Annotated in this window: 13 protein-coding genes and 1 tRNA gene; 8 read left to right on the plus strand and 6 right to left on the minus strand. The window is 60.4% G+C overall.

Going from position 1 to position 21,496, the window contains the following annotated elements; translation table 11 throughout:
- The first annotated feature begins 202 nt into the window (after positions 1 to 202).
- The 4 genes from torT to B5525_RS35905 all read left to right on the plus strand — a co-directional run bounded on the left by torT (position 203) and on the right by B5525_RS35905 (position 7,745).
- Positions 203 to 1,309: a TMAO reductase system periplasmic protein TorT gene (torT, locus tag B5525_RS35890; protein ID WP_079570651.1), complete on the plus strand. Its 1,107-nt coding sequence runs from the start codon at positions 203 to 205 to the stop codon at positions 1,307 to 1,309.
- A gap of 15 nt (positions 1,310 to 1,324) precedes the next feature.
- The gene (locus B5525_RS35895) at positions 1,325 to 4,831 is read left to right on the plus strand and encodes a response regulator (protein ID WP_079570653.1); all 3,507 of its coding nucleotides are present in this window, start codon (positions 1,325 to 1,327) and stop codon (positions 4,829 to 4,831) included.
- A 4-nt stretch (positions 4,832 to 4,835) separates the two neighbouring features.
- Positions 4,836 to 5,867, plus strand: coding sequence for an adenylate/guanylate cyclase domain-containing protein (locus B5525_RS35900; RefSeq protein ID WP_079570654.1), 1,032 nt, complete (start codon positions 4,836 to 4,838; stop codon positions 5,865 to 5,867).
- 204 nt (positions 5,868 to 6,071) lie between these two features.
- The gene (locus B5525_RS35905) at positions 6,072 to 7,745 is read left to right on the plus strand and encodes an adenylate/guanylate cyclase domain-containing protein (RefSeq protein WP_079574248.1); all 1,674 of its coding nucleotides are present in this window, start codon (positions 6,072 to 6,074) and stop codon (positions 7,743 to 7,745) included.
- A 454-nt stretch (positions 7,746 to 8,199) separates the two neighbouring features.
- Here B5525_RS35905 and B5525_RS35910 read toward each other — a convergent pair whose 3' ends face one another.
- Positions 8,200 to 9,744, minus strand: coding sequence for a porin (locus B5525_RS35910; RefSeq protein ID WP_079574250.1), 1,545 nt, complete (start codon positions 9,742 to 9,744; stop codon positions 8,200 to 8,202).
- 901 nt (positions 9,745 to 10,645) lie between these two features.
- Here B5525_RS35910 and B5525_RS35920 point away from each other — a divergent pair.
- A tRNA-Ser gene (locus B5525_RS35920) sits at positions 10,646 to 10,739 on the plus strand.
- A gap of 97 nt (positions 10,740 to 10,836) precedes the next feature.
- Positions 10,837 to 11,085, plus strand: coding sequence for a GIY-YIG nuclease family protein (locus B5525_RS35925; protein WP_079574252.1), 249 nt, complete (start codon positions 10,837 to 10,839; stop codon positions 11,083 to 11,085).
- Positions 11,086 to 11,252: 167 nt separating this feature from the next.
- Here B5525_RS35925 and B5525_RS35930 read toward each other — a convergent pair whose 3' ends face one another.
- A complete protein-coding gene (locus B5525_RS35930; protein ID WP_079570658.1) occupies positions 11,253 to 11,522 on the minus strand; it encodes a hypothetical protein in 270 nt (89 codons plus the stop codon).
- Positions 11,523 to 12,307: 785 nt separating this feature from the next.
- Here B5525_RS35930 and B5525_RS35935 point away from each other — a divergent pair.
- Both B5525_RS35935 and B5525_RS35940 read left to right on the plus strand, forming a co-directional pair.
- A complete protein-coding gene (locus B5525_RS35935) occupies positions 12,308 to 12,502 on the plus strand; it encodes a hypothetical protein (protein ID WP_154073654.1) in 195 nt (64 codons plus the stop codon).
- A gap of 167 nt (positions 12,503 to 12,669) precedes the next feature.
- Positions 12,670 to 16,722 carry a BTAD domain-containing putative transcriptional regulator gene (locus tag B5525_RS35940; protein WP_244567702.1) on the plus strand — a complete coding sequence of 1,351 codons (4,053 nt, stop codon included), beginning with the start codon at positions 12,670 to 12,672 and terminating at the stop codon, positions 16,720 to 16,722.
- A 1,287-nt stretch (positions 16,723 to 18,009) separates the two neighbouring features.
- Here B5525_RS35940 and gatB read toward each other — a convergent pair.
- The 4 genes from gatB to B5525_RS35960 are packed head-to-tail and all read right to left on the minus strand — an operon-like array spanning position 18,010 to position 21,471.
- Positions 18,010 to 19,488, minus strand: a complete 1,479-nt coding sequence (gene gatB, locus B5525_RS35945) for an Asp-tRNA(Asn)/Glu-tRNA(Gln) amidotransferase subunit GatB (protein WP_079570661.1) — start codon at positions 19,486 to 19,488, stop codon at positions 18,010 to 18,012.
- Positions 19,485 to 19,778, minus strand: a complete 294-nt coding sequence (locus tag B5525_RS35950; RefSeq protein ID WP_244567703.1) for a hypothetical protein — start codon at positions 19,776 to 19,778, stop codon at positions 19,485 to 19,487. The genes gatB and B5525_RS35950 overlap by 4 nt, the downstream gene beginning before the upstream one ends.
- 2 nt (positions 19,779 to 19,780) lie before the next feature.
- Positions 19,781 to 21,256 carry an Asp-tRNA(Asn)/Glu-tRNA(Gln) amidotransferase subunit GatA gene (gatA, locus tag B5525_RS35955; protein ID WP_079570662.1) on the minus strand — a complete coding sequence of 492 codons (1,476 nt, stop codon included), beginning with the start codon at positions 21,254 to 21,256 and terminating at the stop codon, positions 19,781 to 19,783.
- Positions 21,253 to 21,471, minus strand: coding sequence for a hypothetical protein (locus B5525_RS35960; protein ID WP_079570664.1), 219 nt, complete (start codon positions 21,469 to 21,471; stop codon positions 21,253 to 21,255). The genes gatA and B5525_RS35960 overlap by 4 nt, the downstream gene beginning before the upstream one ends.
- Between the last annotated feature and the right edge of the window lie 25 nt (positions 21,472 to 21,496).

A 21,496-nucleotide genomic window follows, 5' to 3' on the forward strand; every position in this document is an offset into this window, starting at 1 on the left:
CGAAATCTTGAAGCGGGCAATCGGGATGCCGGCCTCACTCCCAATGAATCGACATGGATCAGCTCAACCGTACGAAACGTGTCGAAAAAGCGACACGGCTCAGCGTTGACGGCACGCTTTCAATCGCACTGCAATGAAGGTTCATGCCATCAACAAAGCTGCCGATATTGCATAGTGTCTACCCGAGCGCGACGATAGTCTTATGAAGATCCAGGAGCACTTCATGCGTGCGGCCATGCATTTAATGGGTCTATTTTCGCTGGCGACCGTTGGGCTGACATTGTCCACCGCGATGGCCGCGGACGTGCGGTATCCGATAGCGATCGATGTCTGGTCACCACCATTCAATGCTGAGCATCGGCATGCAGTACAGCAATATACTCCGCCCGATCGGGCAAGTCGGCCGTGGCGCATATGTGCCTCGATTCCGCACCTCAAGGACGATTATTGGCTGGGGGTCAATTTCGGTTTGGTCGACGAAGCAAAACGACTGGGAGTCGTGCTTAATCTGTACGAGGCCGGGGGATATGAGAACCTCGCCACACAACAAAGCCAGATCGCCGAATGCATGGCAAAAAATAACGCGGAAGCCCTCATTATCGGAGCAATTTCCGCCGACGGATTGAATAGCGTGGTTGCTGACTACAGCGACAAGGGCCTGCCTGTCATCGATCTCATCAACGGCATCAATTCGGATAAGATAGCAGCCAGGGTTGCGGCCGATTTCTACGATATGGGACTGGCGGCAGGAAAATACCTTATGGCGCTTCAGCCAGGCACCTCTAAGGCAGCCAAGGTCGCGTGGTTTCCGGGGCCTGCTGGCGCGGCCTGGGTCGCCGCCGGTGACAAGGGGTTTCGAGCGGCACTGAACGGAACGGCGTTGTCCATCGTCGATGGCGGATTCGGCGACACTGGTCTGGCTGCACAAACTCGCCTGATCGAGGCAATGCTGGACAGCCATCCGGATATCGACTTTATAGCTGGGACCGCCGTTTCAGCTGAAGCCGCCGTCCAAGTCTTGCAGAAGCGCAATTTGGAACAACGGATCACGGTCATCGCATATTACTTCGGTCCGGGAATTTATCGTGGCATCAAGCGAGGCTCGATTCTGGCGGCTCCAAGCGACAGTCAGGTCGTGTTAGCACGTATCTCGATCGATCAGGCGGTGCGCGCACTCGAAAAGCAAAAACTGATCCAGCACCTCAGCGTCACCGTCAAAATGGTCGATCTTAAATCGCTGCCGGAATTCGATCTAAATTCGAGCATTGCTCCGGTAGGCTTCCGTCCGATTTTCAGCTTCGCCCCCTAAGCCGGACGTTATAAAATGGCGAGAGGAAGAGTCCGGAAGTCGCCGTTTCTGCTTTCAACGCTTGTGTTCGTTGCAGGCATGGCGGCAACGATTTGCCTTAGCTATTTCTTTTTCGAAAGGGCGGAGAAAGACTGGAATGCGCGAGTCGATCAAACCGCTGAGCGCCTTTCCAGCACACTGCTGGCTTGGTTGGAGGAAAGCTATGCCCCTGTGTCGGGACTGGTGGCACTCGTCGAAAATTCCAAGACGGTGGAGCCGAACGAATTCCTCAATGCGTTTGAAAGTATGCAGTCCCGGTCGACCACGGTGCTGCTCGACGAAGCAAGCCTTGTGCGACTTAACCGTCTCGGCGGGTGGCAGGTAGACATTACATCAGACACACTCGGTTATCCGGGTCGATACATCCAAATAGCCGATGTCGCCCAGACCTTGTCGCTGGCGGCGAAGCGGCCAAACCAATTCACTCTCAGTCCTCCATTCAAATCCGAAAGGGGCCAGACCATTTCAGCGATTGCTCTTTCCGCCTCCGCAGCCCCGGAAACGGCGATCGTAGTGGGAACGCTGAATTACGATACCCTCCTGGACGGAATGCGCGCCGGACCGGTCCCGAAGGGCATCTATCCAGGATTAAGGGGACGCTTTCTGGGTCAGCCCGACGTAAAGTCCGTAGTCGGATCGCCGAACGAACGGGAGTTCCAACGCACATCAACCACGAGAGTGGCGAGCGCGGGCGCCGATATCGAAATCTCATGGACGGCAACACGAGAGTTTGATGGCGGCCCTTCCTACGGCGTGGCCTTGGCAGGACTGCTCGGCGGCTCGGGGACGACGGCTCTATTCACTTTATTCATAGGCTCGTTGTTGCGGCGGAACCAACAGATCGCGCGGAAGGTCGATGAGGCGACACTTGCCTTGCGGCAATCTTCGGAGGCCTTGGGCCGAGAGCGGGAACGGCTACAGCGAATACTCGACGCCTCGCCGGTAGGCGTGACGATAACAACCAACAACATTGCCCGCTTTACCAATCCACGAAGCGAGGAAATGTTTGCCCTGAGAGTGGGGTCTTCCGTCCCGGATCTATATGTTTATCCCGAACAGCGCAGCGCACTACTGGATGAGCTAAGTCGGAAGGGTATCGTGCGAGACTTCGGCGTTCAATTCCGCGGTGCCAATGGCGAGATCCGCGACTGCCTCTCCACTCTCATGCACATGGAATATGAGGGACAGCAGGGGTTGCTCGGTTGGATAGTAGATGTCACCGAATTGACGAAGATCCAAACGGCCTTGTCAGAAGCCAAGGTCGCCGCAGAAGATGCTACCAGGGCGAAGGCGGAGTTCCTCGCCAATATGAGCCACGAGATCCGTACTCCGATGAACGCGGTCATCGGCCTCGCGCATCTGTGCCTGAAAACGGATCTAACTGCCAAGCAGCGCGATTATGTCGGCAAGATTCATAATGCCGGCACTTCGCTGCTGTCCATCATCAACGACATTCTGGATTTTTCCAAAATCGAGGCGGGTAAGCTCGATATCGAGAACGTCGCCGTTGAAGTCGACTCGCTGATGAACAATATCTCAACCATGGTCGCCCAGAAGATCCAGGACAAGGGGTTGGAGCTTCTGTTTGATATCTCATCGGACATTCCACCGACCCTGCTCGGCGATCCGTTGCGCTTAGGACAGGTACTCATCAATCTGCTTGGAAACGCTGTGAAGTTCACCGAGACAGGTGAAATACACCTTATCGGCGAGTTGCTCGAGCAGACGGGTAACAAGGTCAAGCTGCAGTTCTCCGTCAAAGATACCGGCATCGGCATGACTAAGGAGCAGGCGAACCGACTGTTTCAGGCCTTCTCGCAAGCCGATACTTCGACGTCGCGCAAATATGGAGGAACCGGACTGGGTTTGGCCATCTCCAAACGCCTGGTGGAGTTGATGGGAGGTTCTATTTGGGTTGTCAGCGAGCCGGGCGCAGGGAGCACCTTCAGCTTCACTGGCTGGTTCGGCCTGTCGGAAACGACCGCGTGTAAGGTAGTGCCCACACGGCTTGGATCACTTAAAGTGCTTGTCGTGGATGACAATGCCGCTGCGCGGGAGCTATTGGAGGACCAGCTAAGGAGCATTGGTGCCGAAATAGAGCAGGTGGCCTCGGGTATGGAGGCGATCGAAGCAGTAAAGCGCGCCGATGCGGGCCGCCCGTTCGATGTGCTCTTGCTGGATTGGCGCATGCCCGGACTTGACGGAGTGGAAACCGCCCGCCGGCTTCGCGCAGACGGCTCGCTCAAGAGCTTGCCGGCCATCATCATTGTCACAGCCTTCGGGCGAGAGGAGGTACGCAGCGAAGCCGAACTCGCGGGCGTCAACGGATTCCTCGTAAAGCCGGTCAACCAATCTACCCTGATCGATGCGCTTACCGAGATATTCGCGCCGGAACACATAACTGCCGTTCGCAAAGCCGTAGCGACAACGGCGTACGATCTGAACGGATTACGTGTGCTGCTGGCCGAGGACAACGCGATCAACCAACAGATTGCCGTCGAACTACTCGAGGGTGTTGGCATCTCTGTTGATGTCGCCAATAACGGAAGAGAGGCTGTAGCCAAAGTGTTGGCTACCGCTGGCGACATCCCTTATGACGCGGTGTTAATGGACTTGCAGATGCCTGAGATGGATGGCTACCAAGCCACCGCGCGCATCCGCGCCGAGCCGCGTCTGGCAGATCTCCCGATCGTCGCCATGACTGCGCACGCAATGGCCGAAGAGCGCGATCGTTGTCGGGCGGCCGGCATGCGCGCGCATATCACCAAGCCCATCGATCCCGAGCTATTGTACCGGACTCTCATGCAATTCCACCGGCCGGACCGGGCCTTGGCGGCGCCAGCCAAAAAGGTCATTCGTTCTTCGCCCCCGGATGTGCTGCCCGAAATCGCCGGGCTAGACGCCGCCGATGGACTGAGGCGGGTGGCCGGAAACGTGAAGCTTTACCGTTCGCTGCTAAGGCAATTCGTTGAGCAGCAGGCTGATGCCGTTTCTGAAGTCCGCGCCGGCGTGGAACGGGGGGATTTCGTCTCAGCCGAGCGCCTTATACACACGCTCAAGGGGGTGTCCGGAAATCTAGGCGCTAAGACGACACACGGCATGGCCACTGAATTGGAAAGATCGCTCGGGAACCGTGATGTTCGGTCCTTGGATGCGGGTTTGCCTGCCTTATCCGCCGAGTTGGCGCGGACGATAGAAGCGATCCGCAATGCCCTGGCGTCCGATACCGCAGACCCCCGCTCGCGTGCCGTCGTGCCCGATTCGACCAAGACCGTGGCGCTGTTGAGACATCTCAAGCGGTTGCTGGCGGACGACGACGGAGCCGCACTCGACCACCTATTGGACGCGCGCGAGCATGTCGAAGGCATCCTTTCGGACGCCGACCTGAATACGCTGGAAAAGGCAGTGCGTGATTTCGACTTCACCGCTGCGCTTGACTGCCTTGCCGGTATCGCACAGCGCCACAAGTTTTCTCTGGAGTGAGCCAATGTCTCTATCGGATCGCAAAACCGTTCTGATTGTCGATGATACGCCGACCAATATCGGAATCATTTCCAGCGTTCTCAAAGAATCATTCAGGACGAAGGTTGCGACCAATGGCGAGAAAGCACTGACACTTGCTTCGGCCGACGATAGGCCTGACCTTATTCTTTTGGATATAACGATGCCTGGCATGGACGGGTACGAAGTGTGCCGGCGTCTGAAGGCAAATCCAGAGACAAGCAGCATTCCGATCATCTTTCTCACGGCCAAGACCGAAGACGAGGATGAAAGGAAGGGCTTTGATGTTGGAGCGGTCGATTACGTCCATAAACCGTTCTCGGCCTCGGTCATCCTTGCTCGCGTCAAGACTCACATCGCTCTACAGGCGGCGTTGCAGCGAGCGCGGGAGTCTCAGAAGCAGGCTGATGAACTGCTCTACTGCTTGCTTCCGCAGGCGGCCGCCGAGGAGATCCGCAATATCGGCACCGTAATTCCGCGCCGCTACAATGACGTTGCAGTGCTATTCTGCGACGTCGTCAATTTTACGTCCTATTGCGACAAACACGAACCCGAGGAAGTGGTCTCTCGGCTTGACGCCTTGTTCGTTGCGTTCGAGCGGGTGGCCGCTACCTACGGCCTCGAAAAGATAAAGACGATCGGCGATGCCTTCATGGCGGCGGCCGGGTTGCTCAGAAAGTCGGACGCTCCCTTGGAATCGGCGATCCTTTGCGGACTTCAAATGGCTGCCACATCCATTGACGCGCAACTTGGCTGGGCAGTACGAGTTGGGGTTCATATTGGTCCGGTCGTCGCGGGCATTGTCGGTCAGGAGCGTTACCAGTTCGACATTTGGGGTGACACCGTCAATATTGCCGCACGCATGGCGGGTAAAGCGGAGCCAAGCGGCGTGGCGGTGACCGGTGGCACATGGGCGCGAATCAAGGATCGCTTCGAAGGAGAGTCGTTAGGCGAACTCGAAATCAAGGGCAAGGGAACCATTCCGGTCTTCGCCGTGAAAAGGCGAGTAGCGTGTTAGTTCCGGGGCCGCTGCGAGCCGCCAGCGGGCCGCTTCGCCATCCGTTCTGGTACATAAAATTAGATTGAAGCGAAATCAGCCTTCCCTGGAGGACGGGACATTTCAAATACTTTCACTCTTAACCTGAAGAGATTCTCCGGATCTGTGATCAAGCAATCGATCAGAAGGCGGATCGTCGCCATCGCGGCTGGGTTGATCATCCTCATGTTGGCGACATCAGTCCTGTCGATGATCATGGTTGGCCGGGTCGGCCATCTGCTTGATGAACTGACGGCAAGATACATTCCGGCCGACGCGCATCTGACACGGATCAATATTCTGTCGCTTGAACGGGCTCTCGCGCTCCGCCGCATGGTGATCGCAAAGATGCAGGAGCCGCCCGATGAGGCCGGATATAAGCTCCGTAAGCAGCGGTACGACGCAATGGACGCCGAAGTCGACAGCGAGGCGCAGGCCGCGCGGACGCTCCTCAATGCGATCATTGAGGACACCAGTACGCCTTCGGACAACGCGGCGCTGGCACGCATCGACAGCCGGATCGACAGCCTGTTGAGCGAATCCCGCCGCAATCTGAAGGAAGTGGCGGAGGAACTGATTCTGCAACTCGACGCGCTGGATTTCGCGGCAGTGAGACGCAGCCTCGCGCGAGCTGACGCGCTCCGCGACGAGCTCGATGAAAAAATCAATGCCGTTCGGACCGAGATGCTGAAGGCGAGTTATGGCGCCATCGCGACGATCAGGTCGGAGCAGAGCCAGGCCGTTGTGATCTCGGCGATCGCGACAGCCCTCGCCGCGATAGTCGGTTTGATTTTCGCAAACCTGGTCAGTGGCGGCATCATTCGCTCTGTCCGGCAACTGCTCGAAGGTACCCGTGCGGTCGAGGCCGGCCAACTCGACCAATCCATCGATGTTGCGACGGGCGACGAAATCGGACAGCTGGCCGCCGCATTCAACCGGATGGTCGTGCAACTGCGCGAGAACCGGCGCGTCAGGGAAACGTTCGGCAAATATATTGATCCGCGCGTCGTCGAAGGGTTGATCGACCGCCCGACCTTGACCGCAGCGGAAGGTGAGCGCCGGGTGATGACGGTGCTGTTCTGCGACCTGAAAGGGTTCACGAGTGTGAGCGAAGGCATGACGCCGCACGGCCTGGTCAAGGTGATGAACCGCTATCTTTCGACCATGTCCCAACCGATCCGGACCAACCGGGGCATCATCGACAAATATATCGGCGACGCCATCATGGCCTACTGGGGCCCTCCATTTGTCGGCGAGGCCGATCATGCCCGGCTGGCATGTCTCGCCGCCCTGGAAATGATCGAGTGTATCGCGACGTTGCGCCAGGAAATCCCCGAGCTTCTCGGAGTGCGCGGCACTTCGATGGAGAAATGCGATTTGCGGATCGGTGTTGCGACGGGAGAAGCGCTGGTCGGCAGTATCGGCTCCGACATCATGATGAGTTATACAGTGATGGGCGACGTGGTGAACCTCGCCTCACGCCTGGAGGGTGCGAACAAAGAGTATGGTACCCGCAATCTGGTTTCGGAGAAAACAAGCGCTTCGGCGGGCAACACGGTCGAGGTTCGAGAGATCGACCGGGTCGTGGTGGCGGGCCAGACCCATTCGGAAATCATTTTCGAGATCCTTGGACGCAAGGGCGAACTCACGCCACAGCAGCTGTCGTCACGGGACAAGTATCTGGAGGGGCTTGCGGCGTATCGCGAACAGCGATGGGACGACGCGCTTTGCGCGCTCAACGCGTCGCTCGCGGCGATGCCCGGCGACGGACCGTCATTGGCACTGCTCAAGCGCATCGAAAGCCTGAAAGCAAACCCACTGCCCCCAGGCTGGGACGGATCGTGGCACATCGAAAAATAGACTTCGATGGCGGGCCACAGACAATCCATACGGTGGCATTGAACTGATACGTCAATCGCAACGTCCGATTCTTGTTCGACTATCTTCACGGCAACGATGCAAGGCAGGTGAGCCCAACCAATTTCGGTGATGCGGGCGCGCAATTCGATGCGTTCGCGATGCAAACCGAACGCGCCTTCTAAGGTCGACGTGACGTGAACGAACTCTCGTTGGACGAGCGCTTGCAGCTCGGTCGTTTGATCGACTGGAGATCAAGCGAAACGTCCGCGCGTCCCGTCTTCTCATGTAAGAAGTATCCGGACACTAGACTAGATCGTGGACAACGCAGGTATTGGAATCACAGGGATTCCGATTTGCACATCTGCAATTGCAACGCCAATTTCTTTGGCACAAAGAAGAACCCCCGGCGGTTTCCCGCCGGGGGCTCGGTTAGCCTTCGATCAGACGAACCGGATTACCAGTTACGCTGAGCGCGGAGCAGCAGGGTGAACTGGTTCTGATCCTTGAGCTCGTAGAGGGTCGGCGGCTTGCCAATAGTGCTAACTGCACTGCCCTGAGCGGCCAAGCCTGCGAACTTCTGATCAAGAGCCTCCCAGGTCAAATCCCCGGAGAAGGTCAGATTCTTGACGGGCGTCCAACGAGTGATGATACCAACCTGCCCAATGTTGTAATCGGGGTTGCAAGTGGTGACACCAGTACCGAAGGTTGCGCGGATCGTTCCACCCACGCCACCGATACCGCACAGCAAAGTCTTAGCCGTGCCGTTGTACTGGACCGCAGCCCAAGCACCGTAGACGCTGGTGTTCCAGTAGGGATTCCAGTTGTGGGTGTAGGCACCGCGCATACCCCAGGTCTGGATCAGCTGCTGAGAACCGCCCGCTACGAACACAGTATCCGGAGCGAATCCAACTCCAACGCTCTGGTAGGCCAGCGGATTGTTTGTGCCGCTAAAAATAGTGACCGCACCGGCCTGAGACAGGTCCTGGATGTTATAGCGGGTCGCACCGTCGGTATACACGCCCTGAAGGTTGATCGTGTCACCTGCGCCGGTCGGGATGTTCTTGATCGACACGGCCAACTGTCCGGCCCAGCCCCACTTGTCGGCGGGATGGCCCGTAAGTTCAGTGCCACCGTAATACGCGACATGGTTGTCATGCGCGGCAACCGAAGCCTGGAACAGACCCCAAGCCTGGTCTACGCGGATCATACCGACGAAGTCAGGAGCCATCGTTCCAGCGTAGTCGCTGGTACCAAAAGCACCGCCGGCGCTGAGGTTGTTGACGCCCGCCTGATAGTATTGGGTCGGATCCTGCGCCGACAAGGTGCCGCTGACGCCGTTGCCAAAGTCAGCCGTGTAGCTGAACTGGTTGACGCCCGTGACCGTGCCGCCACCACCGACGAGACCGTCGAAGTTGTTGCCCGGATAGTTCTGCCAGGGAGTGCTGAACTGCGACACGGCTTTACCCATCGTGAAGCCGGCGAACTGGATGAAGGCGTAGTACACGCCCAGCGTACCACCGGCGACGGCGCCCGAGGTCGCATTGTTCGGAGCCCCAACGATGGTGTTACCGGAACCTAGCGCTCCGTAGACGGTCGCGCCATTCCCGTTGCCTGCAAAGGTGTCATCCGTCCAGCTGAACGTCGCATCGAAGAATGTACGGACCACGCCGTATTCGGTCGCGGTGCGGGTGTCGATGTTCAGGTCTTCACGAGAGCGCCAAGTGAAGCCGTTCGTGAAGCGGTTGTTCGCGCCGCCGGCGCCCGCTATGTTACCGCTGGCGTCCGAGTTTGTATTCGCCAGGACGTCTACGCGCAGATAACCACCCAGCTTGATGCAGGTGTCGGTGCCCGGGATGTAGTAGAAACCGGCACCATACAGGGAGCAGATCCTCACGTACTCGACCGCTTTGGCCTTTACGGGAAGATCAGCTGCCTGTGCCCCGCTCATGGCGATCAGACCCGCCGCTGAGCCGAGGATAAGGCTCTTAACCATCTTCATGTTAACCTCCAAGTTGCTCTGTAGGGAAGGTTCCGGATCCGCTGGGTGCAACACCCTTGAGGTTGGTTCCCTTAATCCCATGAAACCCGCTTAGCCGCTTCGCGCCTTCGGACACTCCCGCATGAACGCGAGGGACTTAAGCGAACCACCTATAACGGGACGACCTCGGGATGCCCCCCTCCGTCGCAACATCACAATTACCGAGGACTTCTGCACACGCAACTAATGAACCGCTCAGAACGGTGTTGGGGAGGCCGTTTTTGGAAGGGTGTTGCACAAATAACACGCAACCGCGATCCAGCTTTCGCTGCAAGCAATTGTTTTACATGGAATTTTTTGATTAGTCCCATTTCGCCATTGGATTGTCAGCTGAGCACCCCTGCCCGAACCGCTTTGCCGCCTCGCCCTCGACTGCGAGCCGAATCGATTGCTGCGAACGACTGGAGTCGCGTAGGAAGATCCACGATCGGAACCGCGCACTCGCGCTGCGATCATGCCCACTTTATGGGCATTGCGCGACCTTGAAGTAACGATCGCGACCTCGCGTTGATCGCGACCGAGCCAATCATGCGCCGCGCCGAGGCGACAGGGTGCGAAAACTTCCCGTTTCTCGGCCATGGAACACGGTTTTCAGTTTCCGGGGACGGATCAGCGCATTGCGCGCGAAGGCGAATCCTGCCCATCGGGCTTCCGACAAATCGCCGCGAAGAATCGCCGCACCGCGCCGTTCGGCCGGCCGCGACCATCAGGACCGCGGCGCGGCGGCTTCGATTGCAAGACGCCCTGCGAGAGCGGGGTTGCCGGCCGCGGAGTCGTCAGGAGCGATAAAATGGCCGCGAATTCGGCTGCCGCGAATCTGCCGCTTGCGGCTCGCGCCCGTGTCGGGCATATCGGCCTTAACGGAGCTGTGGCCGAGTGGCTGAAGGCGGCGGTTTGCTAAACCGTTATAGGGTTGTAAAGCCCTATCGAGGGTTCGAATCCCTCCGGCTCCGCCACCCTTCCCCCTGCGGGCTACGGGTGGCGGGCCACCCGAAACCGCAAGGCGAACGGTGTCTCCAGAAGCTCCGCAGGAGCGTCGGGAGACTGTCGGACTTGTGGTATGTCTATTTCCTTGAGCTGAGCAACGGCGACATCTATGTCGGCTCGACGAATGATCTCCGGCGTCGAATGACATCTCATCAGCAAGGGCACGTCATTTCCACCGGCAAGCATTTGCCGGCAGTTCTGCGTTCTTATGTAGCGGTAGCAGACGAGATGACAGCACGCCGGCTTGAGCGATACTTCAAATCAGGCTCTGGCAAGGCTTTTGCTATAAAACGCTTCCTGCAAAAAGCCGAATGACAAACCTACGAGACAGGTGCAAGCACCCGCGAGACGCCCTCTCTTCAACGTCCATCGTTAGAATTGAGAGAGAAGGCGCGAGCCGCGCCCCCGCAATAGCGTGGGGTCCGCCGGTCGACGCGTCGAGCCGGCGAGACCCCAAAAACCTTTGCGGGTCGCGTGTGCGCTCAATGCGCCGTCATCATCCAGGCCCGGGCTTCGCGCTGCGCCGTGGCGATTTCGACCTCGGACATCAGCTCGGCGACCTCGCGGCGCAGCGGAATTGCATCCATGCGGCCCTTCAGGGCTGCGAGGTTGAACCATTTATGCGCCGCGACGAGATTGACGACGCCGGAGCGTCCGCTCGCCCAGTACAGACCGCGTTCGAATAACACGTCGGGGATCGCGCTTGCTTCCACCGGTATTGCCGTATCCTGATCGATGTGCCCCTGAAACATCCGCCGTCTCCTTTTTGTTGTTCTTGCCGTGCCCTGTCCGAGCGCGGCTCCCGTCCAATTGTAAAACGTCCCGTCATTATCCCCACGCCGTCTGCCGGCTTGTTGGGATGATCATGACCGATCAAATTTGAAGGGCAGTTTAAGCATCGCGATGAATGCGGCGTAAACGGATGGCCGCGCCCTCGCCGGCAAAATGACAGAAATACTTATCTTTCCGGGGGGCATTCATTCGCCGATTTCGCTTTACCCGCGATCTTCGCGAAACGATAACCATCGCGGCAAGAACAAAGACCAGGAGACGCGCGGCCGGCGCGCCACTGCCTTGTTGGGGTCACGCCAGGCGCGCCCAAGGGGCAAGCCGCCGCTGACGATACCGGCGGTCATTGTGATGACCGGAGCTTATATTAGGCATGAAAAGCCCCCGCCCTGGTGGGCCTCTCAAGTGCTCCGCAGAGTGCGAAGCAGTCGCAATCATTGGAATTGCATCGGTCCGAAATCGGTAACGACCTCGCAAAGACTCTTGCGAATGTGCGGCCGCACAACTCGCGTGCCCTGAAGCCTGTCGAATCATCGCCGGCGAAGCCAGGCGTTACAGAAGCGCTGAAAAAACGCGCGCTAGAAGCGTTAGATCGTCCGATCGACCGCCGTTGAAAGGACGAATGTCATGTCGTGGAAATGCTCCATCCGACGAATTTTTGATCTTATGGTGCATCTCGGAGACATTGACACTCACGCTCTTGGTCGAGCCCACGTCCGCCGCAGCAATCGGATTGCGATCTTGGACTATGCTTCAGCCGCAAAGGCTCCCAGAAAAAACGCGACGCTTCGACTTGCGCTTCGTGCAGGCCGACGCCGATATCGCGGAGAAAATCGGGCTTGTCTCTGATATCCACGCGCAACTCTGCCCTGAAACAGGCTCGCTGCCACCACGTTGCAGGCAGGCTGAAGATCCCACCGAGGCGCAGATGATCGTCGCGTGATTCAATCAGTGTATAGGCGCTCATGGCGATACTCCGATTTTCGCGACCGGGATGTCCCGGCAGATCGCTCGCGTGACACCAGTTGAAGCCTGCCGCCGTCGTCCCCGCCGCTAGTTTGGCGTGACAAAGCCGTTATTTTTTCTTCGGAGGGCCGTGAAAACTGTAAGATGCGCTTCCTGGAAGGAGATAACCGTGCGAATCCTGCGGATGGAATGATGGACAGCGTGCCTTTCCCGAGATTTGACCTTTCACTGCTGGGGCGCTTCGAGCTGACCGGACCGGATGGCGTGGTCGACCTGCCGAGCAAGAAGCTGGCGGGCTTGTTGGCCTATCTGGCCTGCACGGCGCCCCGGCCGCAGCCACGTGAGAAGCTGGCGGCTCTGTTGTGGGGCTCGCATTTCGACGCGCAGGCCAAACAGAACCTGCGCCAGGCGCTCTTCCGGCTGCGCAAGGTACTCGGCCAGGACGCTTTGGAGAGCGACGGCGAGGTCGTATCGCTCAATGCGGCGGTCATCCAATGCGATGTCGGCCGCTTCGAGGTCTTGGTCCGTGAGGGCAGTCGCGATGCGTTGGGTGCGGCAGCCGATCTCTACCGGGACCGGTTGATCGACGACGTGATTGTCGCCGAAGAGGGCTGGAACGAATGGCTCACGGGTGAGCGCGAGAGAATACTGGAGCTCGCCCTTGGCGCCATAATGGACCTCGGTAAACAGGAGTTGGCCGCCGGCCGCGCCGAACGCGCTCTGAGGGCCGGACAGCGTGCCATCGCGCTCAACAACATGCGTGAGGACGCCCATCGGCTAATCGTACAGGCGCTCGCCGCCACGGGACGCAAGGCCGAAGCACTCAAGCACTACCGGGACCTCGTCGCACTGCTCAAACACGAGTTGAATACGGAGCCGGATGCGGCGACCATGTCGCTGATCGCCGAACTGCGCAGCAGATCGCCGCCGGCCAGTTCGCCCGCTGTCAAAGAGGTCGCCGGGCTCGCGCTGGCGCAGCCTGACCGGCTGCAGGTCGCGGTGTCCTTTGTCGATAATAAGATCGATCCCGCACAAGAGCTGAAGGCCGGAAATCCCGCCGCGCGGAGCGATGGGGCGTCGTCTGCGGGAGCGGTCGGCTCCGGCAGCTCCGAGCGACGGCAGCTCACGATCATGGCGTGCAGCATCGTCGATTCGATGGCGATTTCGGCACGTCTCGACCCCGAGGACATGCGCGATCTGATCACCGCTTTCCACAAGGTGATCGACGACATGGCGTCGCGATTCGATGGATTTGTCGCCCAGTATTTGGGCGATGGCGTGCTCGTCTATTTCGGCTATCCGGCGGCTGACGAGCACGATACCGAGCAGGCGGTGCGCGCGGGCCTTGCCATACTCGATGCAGTTCGCAGGCTGAAGGCTGATTCCAGCGTGACCCTTCAGGTCCGCGTCGGCATCGCCACCGGGCTGGTGATCGTCGGCGAGCAACTGGGGGCCGGCGAAACAGCGAAGCGCGTCGCGATCGGCGGGACGCCGAACCTGGCGGCGCGGCTGCAGGCCATCGCACCGGCAGGCGAGGTCGTCATTGCGGCCAGCACGCACCGGCTGGTGGGGCGGATGTTCGACTGCCGCGCGCTCGTTGCCATTGAGGTTGAGGGGCTAGCGCAAGCCGTGGAGGCGTGGCAGGTGCACGGCGAGAGAGCCGGCGTCAGCCGGTTCGAGGCGCGGCGCGCGGGCGAGCTATCCCCCATCGTCGGCCGTCAGGAGGAGATCGAGCTGCTGCTGCGCCGCTGGGATCGAGCCAGTGCCGGTCAAGGTGAGGTGGTGCTGCTCTCGGGCGAGCCCGGCATCGGCAAATCGCGCATCGCGGAGAGCCTGCTGTCCGCGCGCAAGGGCGAGCCGCAAGCTTGCATTCGCTATTTCTGCTCGCCGCATCATACGCACAGCCCACTTTATCCGTTCATCGCGCAGCTCGAGCGGGCCGCGCGCTTCGAACCGAGCAGCGACGCCGGAGCAAAGCTCGACAAGTTGGAGGCCCTGCTCAAGCCGACGGCGACAAATCTGCCGCGCGATGTGGCGCTCATCGCCGAGCTATTGATGGTGCCCACGGACGGGCGGTACCTGGCATTGGCGGTCAGCCCGGAGCAGAAGCGAGAGCTGATTCTTACGGCGCTTCTCGACCAGATCGAGGGCATCGCGGCGCAGAGCCCGGCCCTGATCGTATTCGAGGACGTCCACTGGATCGATCCGACATCGCTCGATCTGCTCGATCGATTGATTGCCCGCGCTGCCAGCACACCGGTGCTACTGGTCGTCACGTTTCGGCCGGAGTTCCAGCCAACCTGGGTCGGTGAGCCGCATGTAATGATGCTGCCGTTGAGTCGCCTTGGCCGCCGCGACAGCACCGCTATCATCGATGGCATCACGAAGAACAAGTCGCTGCCCGACGCCGTCGTCGAGCACGTCCTTGCCCGGGCAGATGGCGTGCCACTGTTCATCGAGGAGCTGACCAGCACGTTGCTCGAGAGCGGGCTACTGCGTGAGACAGCGGATCGCTACGTGCTCGACGGACCGCTGCCGCCGCTCGCCATGCCGACGACGCTGCAGGCCTCGCTGGTGGCCCGCCTCGACCACCTTGGACCGGTCCGGGATGTGGCGCAGATCGGTGCCGCGATCGGACGGGAGTTCTCCCACGAGCTGATTGCTGCGGTATCGGCGATGGCACCGGCGGACCTCGATGTGGCACTCGAGCGGCTGAAAGTCTCTGGCCTCATCGCTGGTCGCGGAGTGCCTCCGATGGCGACTTACTCGTTCAAGCACGCGCTGGTACAGGACGCCGCCTATGTCACGATGCTCAAGAGTCGGCGGCGGCAGCTGCATTCGAGCATCGCCAAAGTGCTGGTCGAGCGGTTCCCGGAGATGGCCGAAAACCTGCCCGAGCTTATCGCCCATCATTTCACCGAGGCCGGCCTTCTCAGCGAAGCGATCGTCTATTGGGTCAAGGCTGGCCGGCTTGCGCTGGCGAGATCGGCAAACCGCGAGGCTGCCAACTCCTTTGAGCGGGCGCTGAGCCTCCTAGAAACTCTGCCGGAGACGCGCGAGACGTTGCAGAAGGCCGTTGATTTGCGCTTCGACCTGGCGGCGTCTCTCTTTCCGCTGGGAGCATTCGAGCGGATCATTCATTGTATTCGCGAAGTCGAAGGCTTGGCCAGGACACTCGACGATCAAAGGCGATTCGCCCAATTGTCCGCCCACATGTGCCGCGCCCTCTGGGTAGCCGGGCATCTGTCGGAGGCGATCGCGATTGGCCAGAACGCCCAGGCCATCGCCGAGTCGCTTGGAGATGTTCCGCTCCAGGTGACTGCAAATCACTATTTGGGCACGGCCTGCCTCTGGACGGGGGACTATCGACGTGCCGAGGAGCTTCTCCTGAAAGTTTTGCAGTTGCTTGAAGGTGAGCTGAGCCGGGAGCGCTTCGATCTTAGCGGATTTCCTGCTGTGACGGCCCGCAGCAATTTGGCATTGATCTTCGCCGACCGGGGACAGTTCGAGCGAGGAATTGCCCATGGCGAGGAAGGCCTCCGCCTCGCCGAGACGCTCGATCACCCTTACAGCTTGGCCTCCGCGTGTTCGTATCTCGCCTCTCTCCAGATCACCAGGGGGGACTTCCGCCTCGCCGTCGACCTGCTGGAACGCGGGCTAACGCTGGTTCCCGAGCGAAACCTCTTTTTATTGGCTGGCACGGGGTATTTGGGCTATGCGTACGCGCTCTTGGGGCGGACCGCTGAAGGCTTCTCGTTGCTGGAGCAAGCGCTGGGCGCCTTCGAGGCTATGGGGCATCAAGTTGCCCAGACGGCCATGCTGATGCGTCTGGGCGAAGCGTGCGTGCTCGCCGACCAACTTGAGAACGGCCTCAATTTTGCCCGACGGGCCCTGACCATCGCCCGCGAGGGCGGTCAGCGCGGCAACGAGGCGAAGGCCCTCCGGCTGCTCGGCGATGTCGCCACCCGCCACGGTTCTCCTGAGCACGCTGAGCGCCATTATCGCGATGCGCTCGCGCTCGCCGAGGAGCTCGGAATGCGTCCGCTGATCGCTCACTGCCATCTCGGCCTCGGCAGGCTCTACCGGCACACCGGCACACGCGAGCAGGCGCACTCGCATGTTGTGACGGCGAAGGCAATGTACCGCAAGATGGGCATGACGCACTGGCTGGAGCAGGCGGAGCTACCTCCGTTGTAGTCGTCGGAATGTGGCCTGCGGGTGGCTTTGCTACTCCGGCAGCCCCGCAATGCTGCAGTTCAGCAGCGCATCGCTATGATTTCCTCCGCTCCCAATAGTTACTCCCGGACGGCATCGCAAAATTTCTCATCTTTGGCCGATTGGAAGGAAGCGGTAAGCCGCTCCTATCCGTTCCGCGAACAGCGGGCGGAGGCTCCTCGGATCGAGCTGGCTCACCCGGACGATAAGAATCCTGATTTTGGAGAAGATGACGGATCATATGCAGGGATAGGGAACATCGGGAGCGCCGGCACCAGATGCGGCAGCGCTGGGAACGAGGGCGTCGGCGAACACGTCAGGATCAGATTTCACGTTGGGCCCGGAGGCCCGGTGAAATTGCGGAGCTCGAGAGATCCGCACCGAACGAAGAAAACCAGTTTCTTCCGCCGGACCGGTTTTCGATGGAGCGCCTGAGCTCGTCGAAAGGTCGATCCAGCCGTTTGACCTGATGTCTCGCCGACACCCTCTTTCGTCGACCAGAGCCTTCCGATTTAAAACCTGCCTTGGAAAAGCAGATCGTCATAAAGGCTCGTGTGACGTGCCGGCATCAAGCCGCCGGCAATTTTCAAGAAGCGAAAGTTACTTCTTCTTCTTGGCGACCTTGCGGGTCTTCTTCGCAGTCTTCTTCACTGCGCTCTTCGCCTTCTTCGCCTTCTTAGCTTTCTTGGCCATGTTGCCCTCCTAATGTTAGTGAGATGGCTTAATCGCTGCGTGCACTCGGGAATCGAAATGCACTGCATCCCGAATACACCAACACATTGAAAAAAACAGCGTCCCGCTTAAGGAAGTGTTGACGCCGCGATGTGAGAGCGCGCGACGCACGGCGATCGACAACACCGCAAAGCGTTCGCACGACGATACGAATTGTGTGCGCAAAACCGCCACAAGCGAATGTCAATATTGCAGGAATCGCTTGCGCCGCAGGTGTTTTCATTAACCGCGCATTCAATGATCGATGTGCGCGCGAGGCCGTCGCACAGCGTTGATGTCGGCGAAAAGTGCCCGGCGCGGACTCTGAGTCGCGAGTTTTAGCAATAAAAAAATTTTCGTCCTCACCGGCTTCGCGTCTCATCGGCGCTCGCCAAAACCGGATTTTTGCGCGAATCGCGCGCGGCTGATTCGCAACATCGAGGCGTCGGTCCCGCGCGCGAGACTTCGCGATTATGGTGAACGATCGGTGCACGCGGGCGCATTCGAACCAGCGTGGCGACGCGATAGCGACGATGCCGGCGTCGCCGCGCGCCGAGTTCAGATGCCGAGTTTGGATTTCAGGAGGTCGTTGACGGCCTGCGGGTTGGCCTTGCCGCCGGATGATTTCATCACCTGGCCGACGAACCAGCCGACGAGCTGCGGCTTGGCTCGCGCCTGCGCCACCTTGTCGGGATTGGCCGATATGATGTCGTCGACGACCTTCTCGATCGCGCCGAGGTCGGTGACCTGCTTCATGCCGCGGGCTTCGACCAGCGCGCGGGGATCACCGCCTTCCTGCCAGACGATCTCGAACAGGTCCTTTGCGATCTTGCCGGAGATGGTGCCCTCGCCGATCAGGTCGACGATGCCGCCAAGCTGCTCGGCCGACACCGGCGACGCCGAGATGTCGTGCCCCTCCTTGTTGAGCCGCCCGAACAGCTCGTTGATGACCCAGTTGGCGGCGAGCTTGCCGTCGCGGGCCTTGTCGGCAAGCCCGGCCAGCACGGTTTCATAGAAGCCTGCGCTCTCCCGTTCGGCCACCAGCACGCTGGCATCATAGGGCGAGAGGCCAAACTCGGCGATAAAGCGCGCCGTCTTCTGGTCCGGCAGTTCCGGCAAGCCCGCCTTCAGTTCGGCGACATATGCCTCGCTGAATTCCAGCGGCAACAGATCGGGATCCGGGAAGTAACGGTAGTCATGCGCCTCTTCCTTGGAGCGCATCGAGCGGGTCTCGCCCTTGTTCGGGTCGAACAGCCGGGTTTCCTGATCGATCGTGCCGCCGTCCTCGATGATGCCGATCTGGCGCCGCGCCTCGTATTCGATCGCCTGCCCGATGAAATTGATCGAGTTCATGTTCTTGATTTCGCAGCGGGTGCCGAGCGCGCCGCCGGGCTTGCGCACGGAAACGTTGACGTCGGCGCGCAAGGACCCCTTCTCCATGTCGCCGTCGCAGGTGCCGAGATAGCGCAGGATCGAGCGCAGCTTGGTCACATAGGCCTTGGCCTGCTCGGAGGAACGGATGTCGGGCTTGGAGACGATCTCCATCAGGGCGACGCCGGAGCGGTTGAGGTCGACATAGGACATGGTCGGACTGCGGTCGTGCAGCGACTTGCCGGCGTCCTGCTCCAGATGCAGCCGCTCGATCCCGACCGTGACGCTGCCGCCGTCGGCCAGTTCGACGATCACCTCGCCCTCGCCCACGATCGGCGACTTGTACTGGCTGATCTGGTAGCCCTGCGGCAGATCCGGATAGAAATAGTTCTTGCGGTCGAACACCGAGCGCCGGTTGATCTGCGCGCTCAGCCCGAGGCCGGTCCGCACCGCCTGGCGCACGCATTCCTCGTTGATGACCGGCAGCATGCCCGGCATCGCCGCGTCGACCAGCGAGACATGGCTGTTGGGTTCGCCGCCGAATTCGGTCGAGGCCCCGGAAAACAGTTTTGACTTCGAGGTAACCTGGGCGTGGACCTCCATGCCGATGACGACTTCCCAGTCGCCGGTCGCACCCTTGATCAGTTTTGCGCCTGTCGCACTCATGCGCTTCCAGCTCCAAGCAGCGCGGAAGTAATCCGCTCCCATTCGGTCTCGAGCGAACCGGCCGCCGCCGGCTTGCCCGCCCGGCGGTACCAATAGCCGGCATTGCCGATATCGCCTTCGACCCGATGCAGGTAGGCATGGACCCAGGCCGCGTCAGCGGTCGGCTGGTCCTGCACGATCCTGTGCGCCTCGTCCCATCCGCCTTTGGCCGACCACCACAGAGCGGCGAGCGGCGCGGCCAACTCCGGCGCCGGTGCGGCGCCTGAAAAACTCGCTTTGAACTCTGCCATGGTCACCACCACCTCGCCGGCGTGAAGCGTCCGGCCGCCTGCTCGACCACCTCGCCGAGCGAGAACAGCGTCTCCTCGTCGAAGGCACGGCCGATCAGCTGCAGGCCGAGCGGCAGCCCTTGCGCGTCCTTGCCGGCGGGAACCGCGATGCCCGGCAGCCCCGCCATGTTCACTGTCACCGTGAAGATGTCGTTGAGATACATTTCCACGGGATCGGCGCCGCCCTTCTCGCCGATGCCGAATGCCGCCGACGGCGTCGCCGGCGTCAGGATCGCGTTGACGCCCTTGGCAAAGCAGTCCTCGAAATCCCGCTTGATCAGGGTCCGCACCTTCTGCGCACGCAGATAATAGGCGTCGTAATAGCCGGCCGAGAGCACATAGGTGCCGATCATGACGCGGCGGCGGACTTCGGCGCCAAAACCCTCGGCGCGGGTCACCTCATACAACTCGCCAATCGAGCGGCCGGGCACGCGCAGGCCGTAGCGCACGCCGTCATAGCGGGCCAGGTTCGACGAGGCTTCCGCCGGTGCCACGATGTAATAGGCGGGCAGCGCGTATTTGGTGTGCGGCAGCGACACTTCGACCAGTTCGGCGCCGGCTTCCTTCAGCCAGGCCGCGCCCTCGCTCCAGAGCTTTTCGATTTCCGCGGGCATGCCGTCGAGGCGATATTCCTTGGGAATGCCGATCTTCATGCCCTTGACCGATTTACCGATCGCGGCCTCGTAGTCCGGCACCGGCCGATCGACGGAAGTCGTGTCCTTGGGATCGTGCCCGGCCATCGAGCGCAGCAAGATCGCGGTGTCGCGCACAGTGCGCGCGATCGGGCCGGCCTGGTCGAGCGAGGACGCAAAGGCAACGATGCCCCAGCGCGAGCAGCGGCCATAAGTCGGCTTCAGGCCGACGGTCGCGGTGAAGGCGGCGGGCTGGCGGATCGAACCGCCGGTGTCGGTCGCGGTCGCGCCCATGCACAACAGGGCTGCCACCGCCGAGGCCGAGCCGCCCGACGAGCCGCCGGGCACCAGGTTGGTGTTGGCGCCATCGCGCCGCCACGGATTGACCACCGGGCCGAAGCACGAGGTCTCGTTCGACGAGCCCATCGCGAATTCGTCATTGTTGAGCTTGCCGAGCATCACGGCGCCGTCGCGCCAGAGCTGCGAGGTGATGGTGGATTCGTAAGGCGGCACGAAATTGCCGAGGATTTTCGAGCATGCGGTGGTGCGCACGTCTTTCGTGGCGAACAGGTCCTTGATGCCCAAGGGAATGCCGGCGAGCGGACCGCCCTCGCCCTTTGCGATGCTGGCATCGGCTTCGTGCGCCATGGCGCGCGCCTGGTCCGGCGTTTCCAGCACGAACGCATTGAGCACGCGCGCGGCCTCGATCGCGGAAAGATGCGCGTCAGTCAGTTCAAGCGAGGTAAAGGATTTGTTCGCGAGGCCATCCCTGGCCTCCGCGAGCGTCAGCGATGTCAAATCGGTCATTTATCAACCGGGCTGCAGAAGAACGGAGACAGCGTCTTGTCGTTGGCCGGATCGTCGCGCAATTTTTTGGCATTCGCCTTGTCGGCGGCTTCGAGCTGGTCCAGCACGGCGTCCATCGCCTTGTCGGGGTCGGCGGCCTTGCCCTGCCGCTCCATCGCGTCGAGATAGTTCATATAGGCCGCATAGGCCTTTTCATCGTCGCAGAGCAGACACATCGGATTTCCAGTCTCGAAACTCTTT

The sequence above is a fragment of the Bradyrhizobium erythrophlei genome (genome assembly GCF_900129505.1).
Lineage (GTDB): Bacteria > Pseudomonadota > Alphaproteobacteria > Rhizobiales > Xanthobacteraceae > Bradyrhizobium > Bradyrhizobium erythrophlei_D.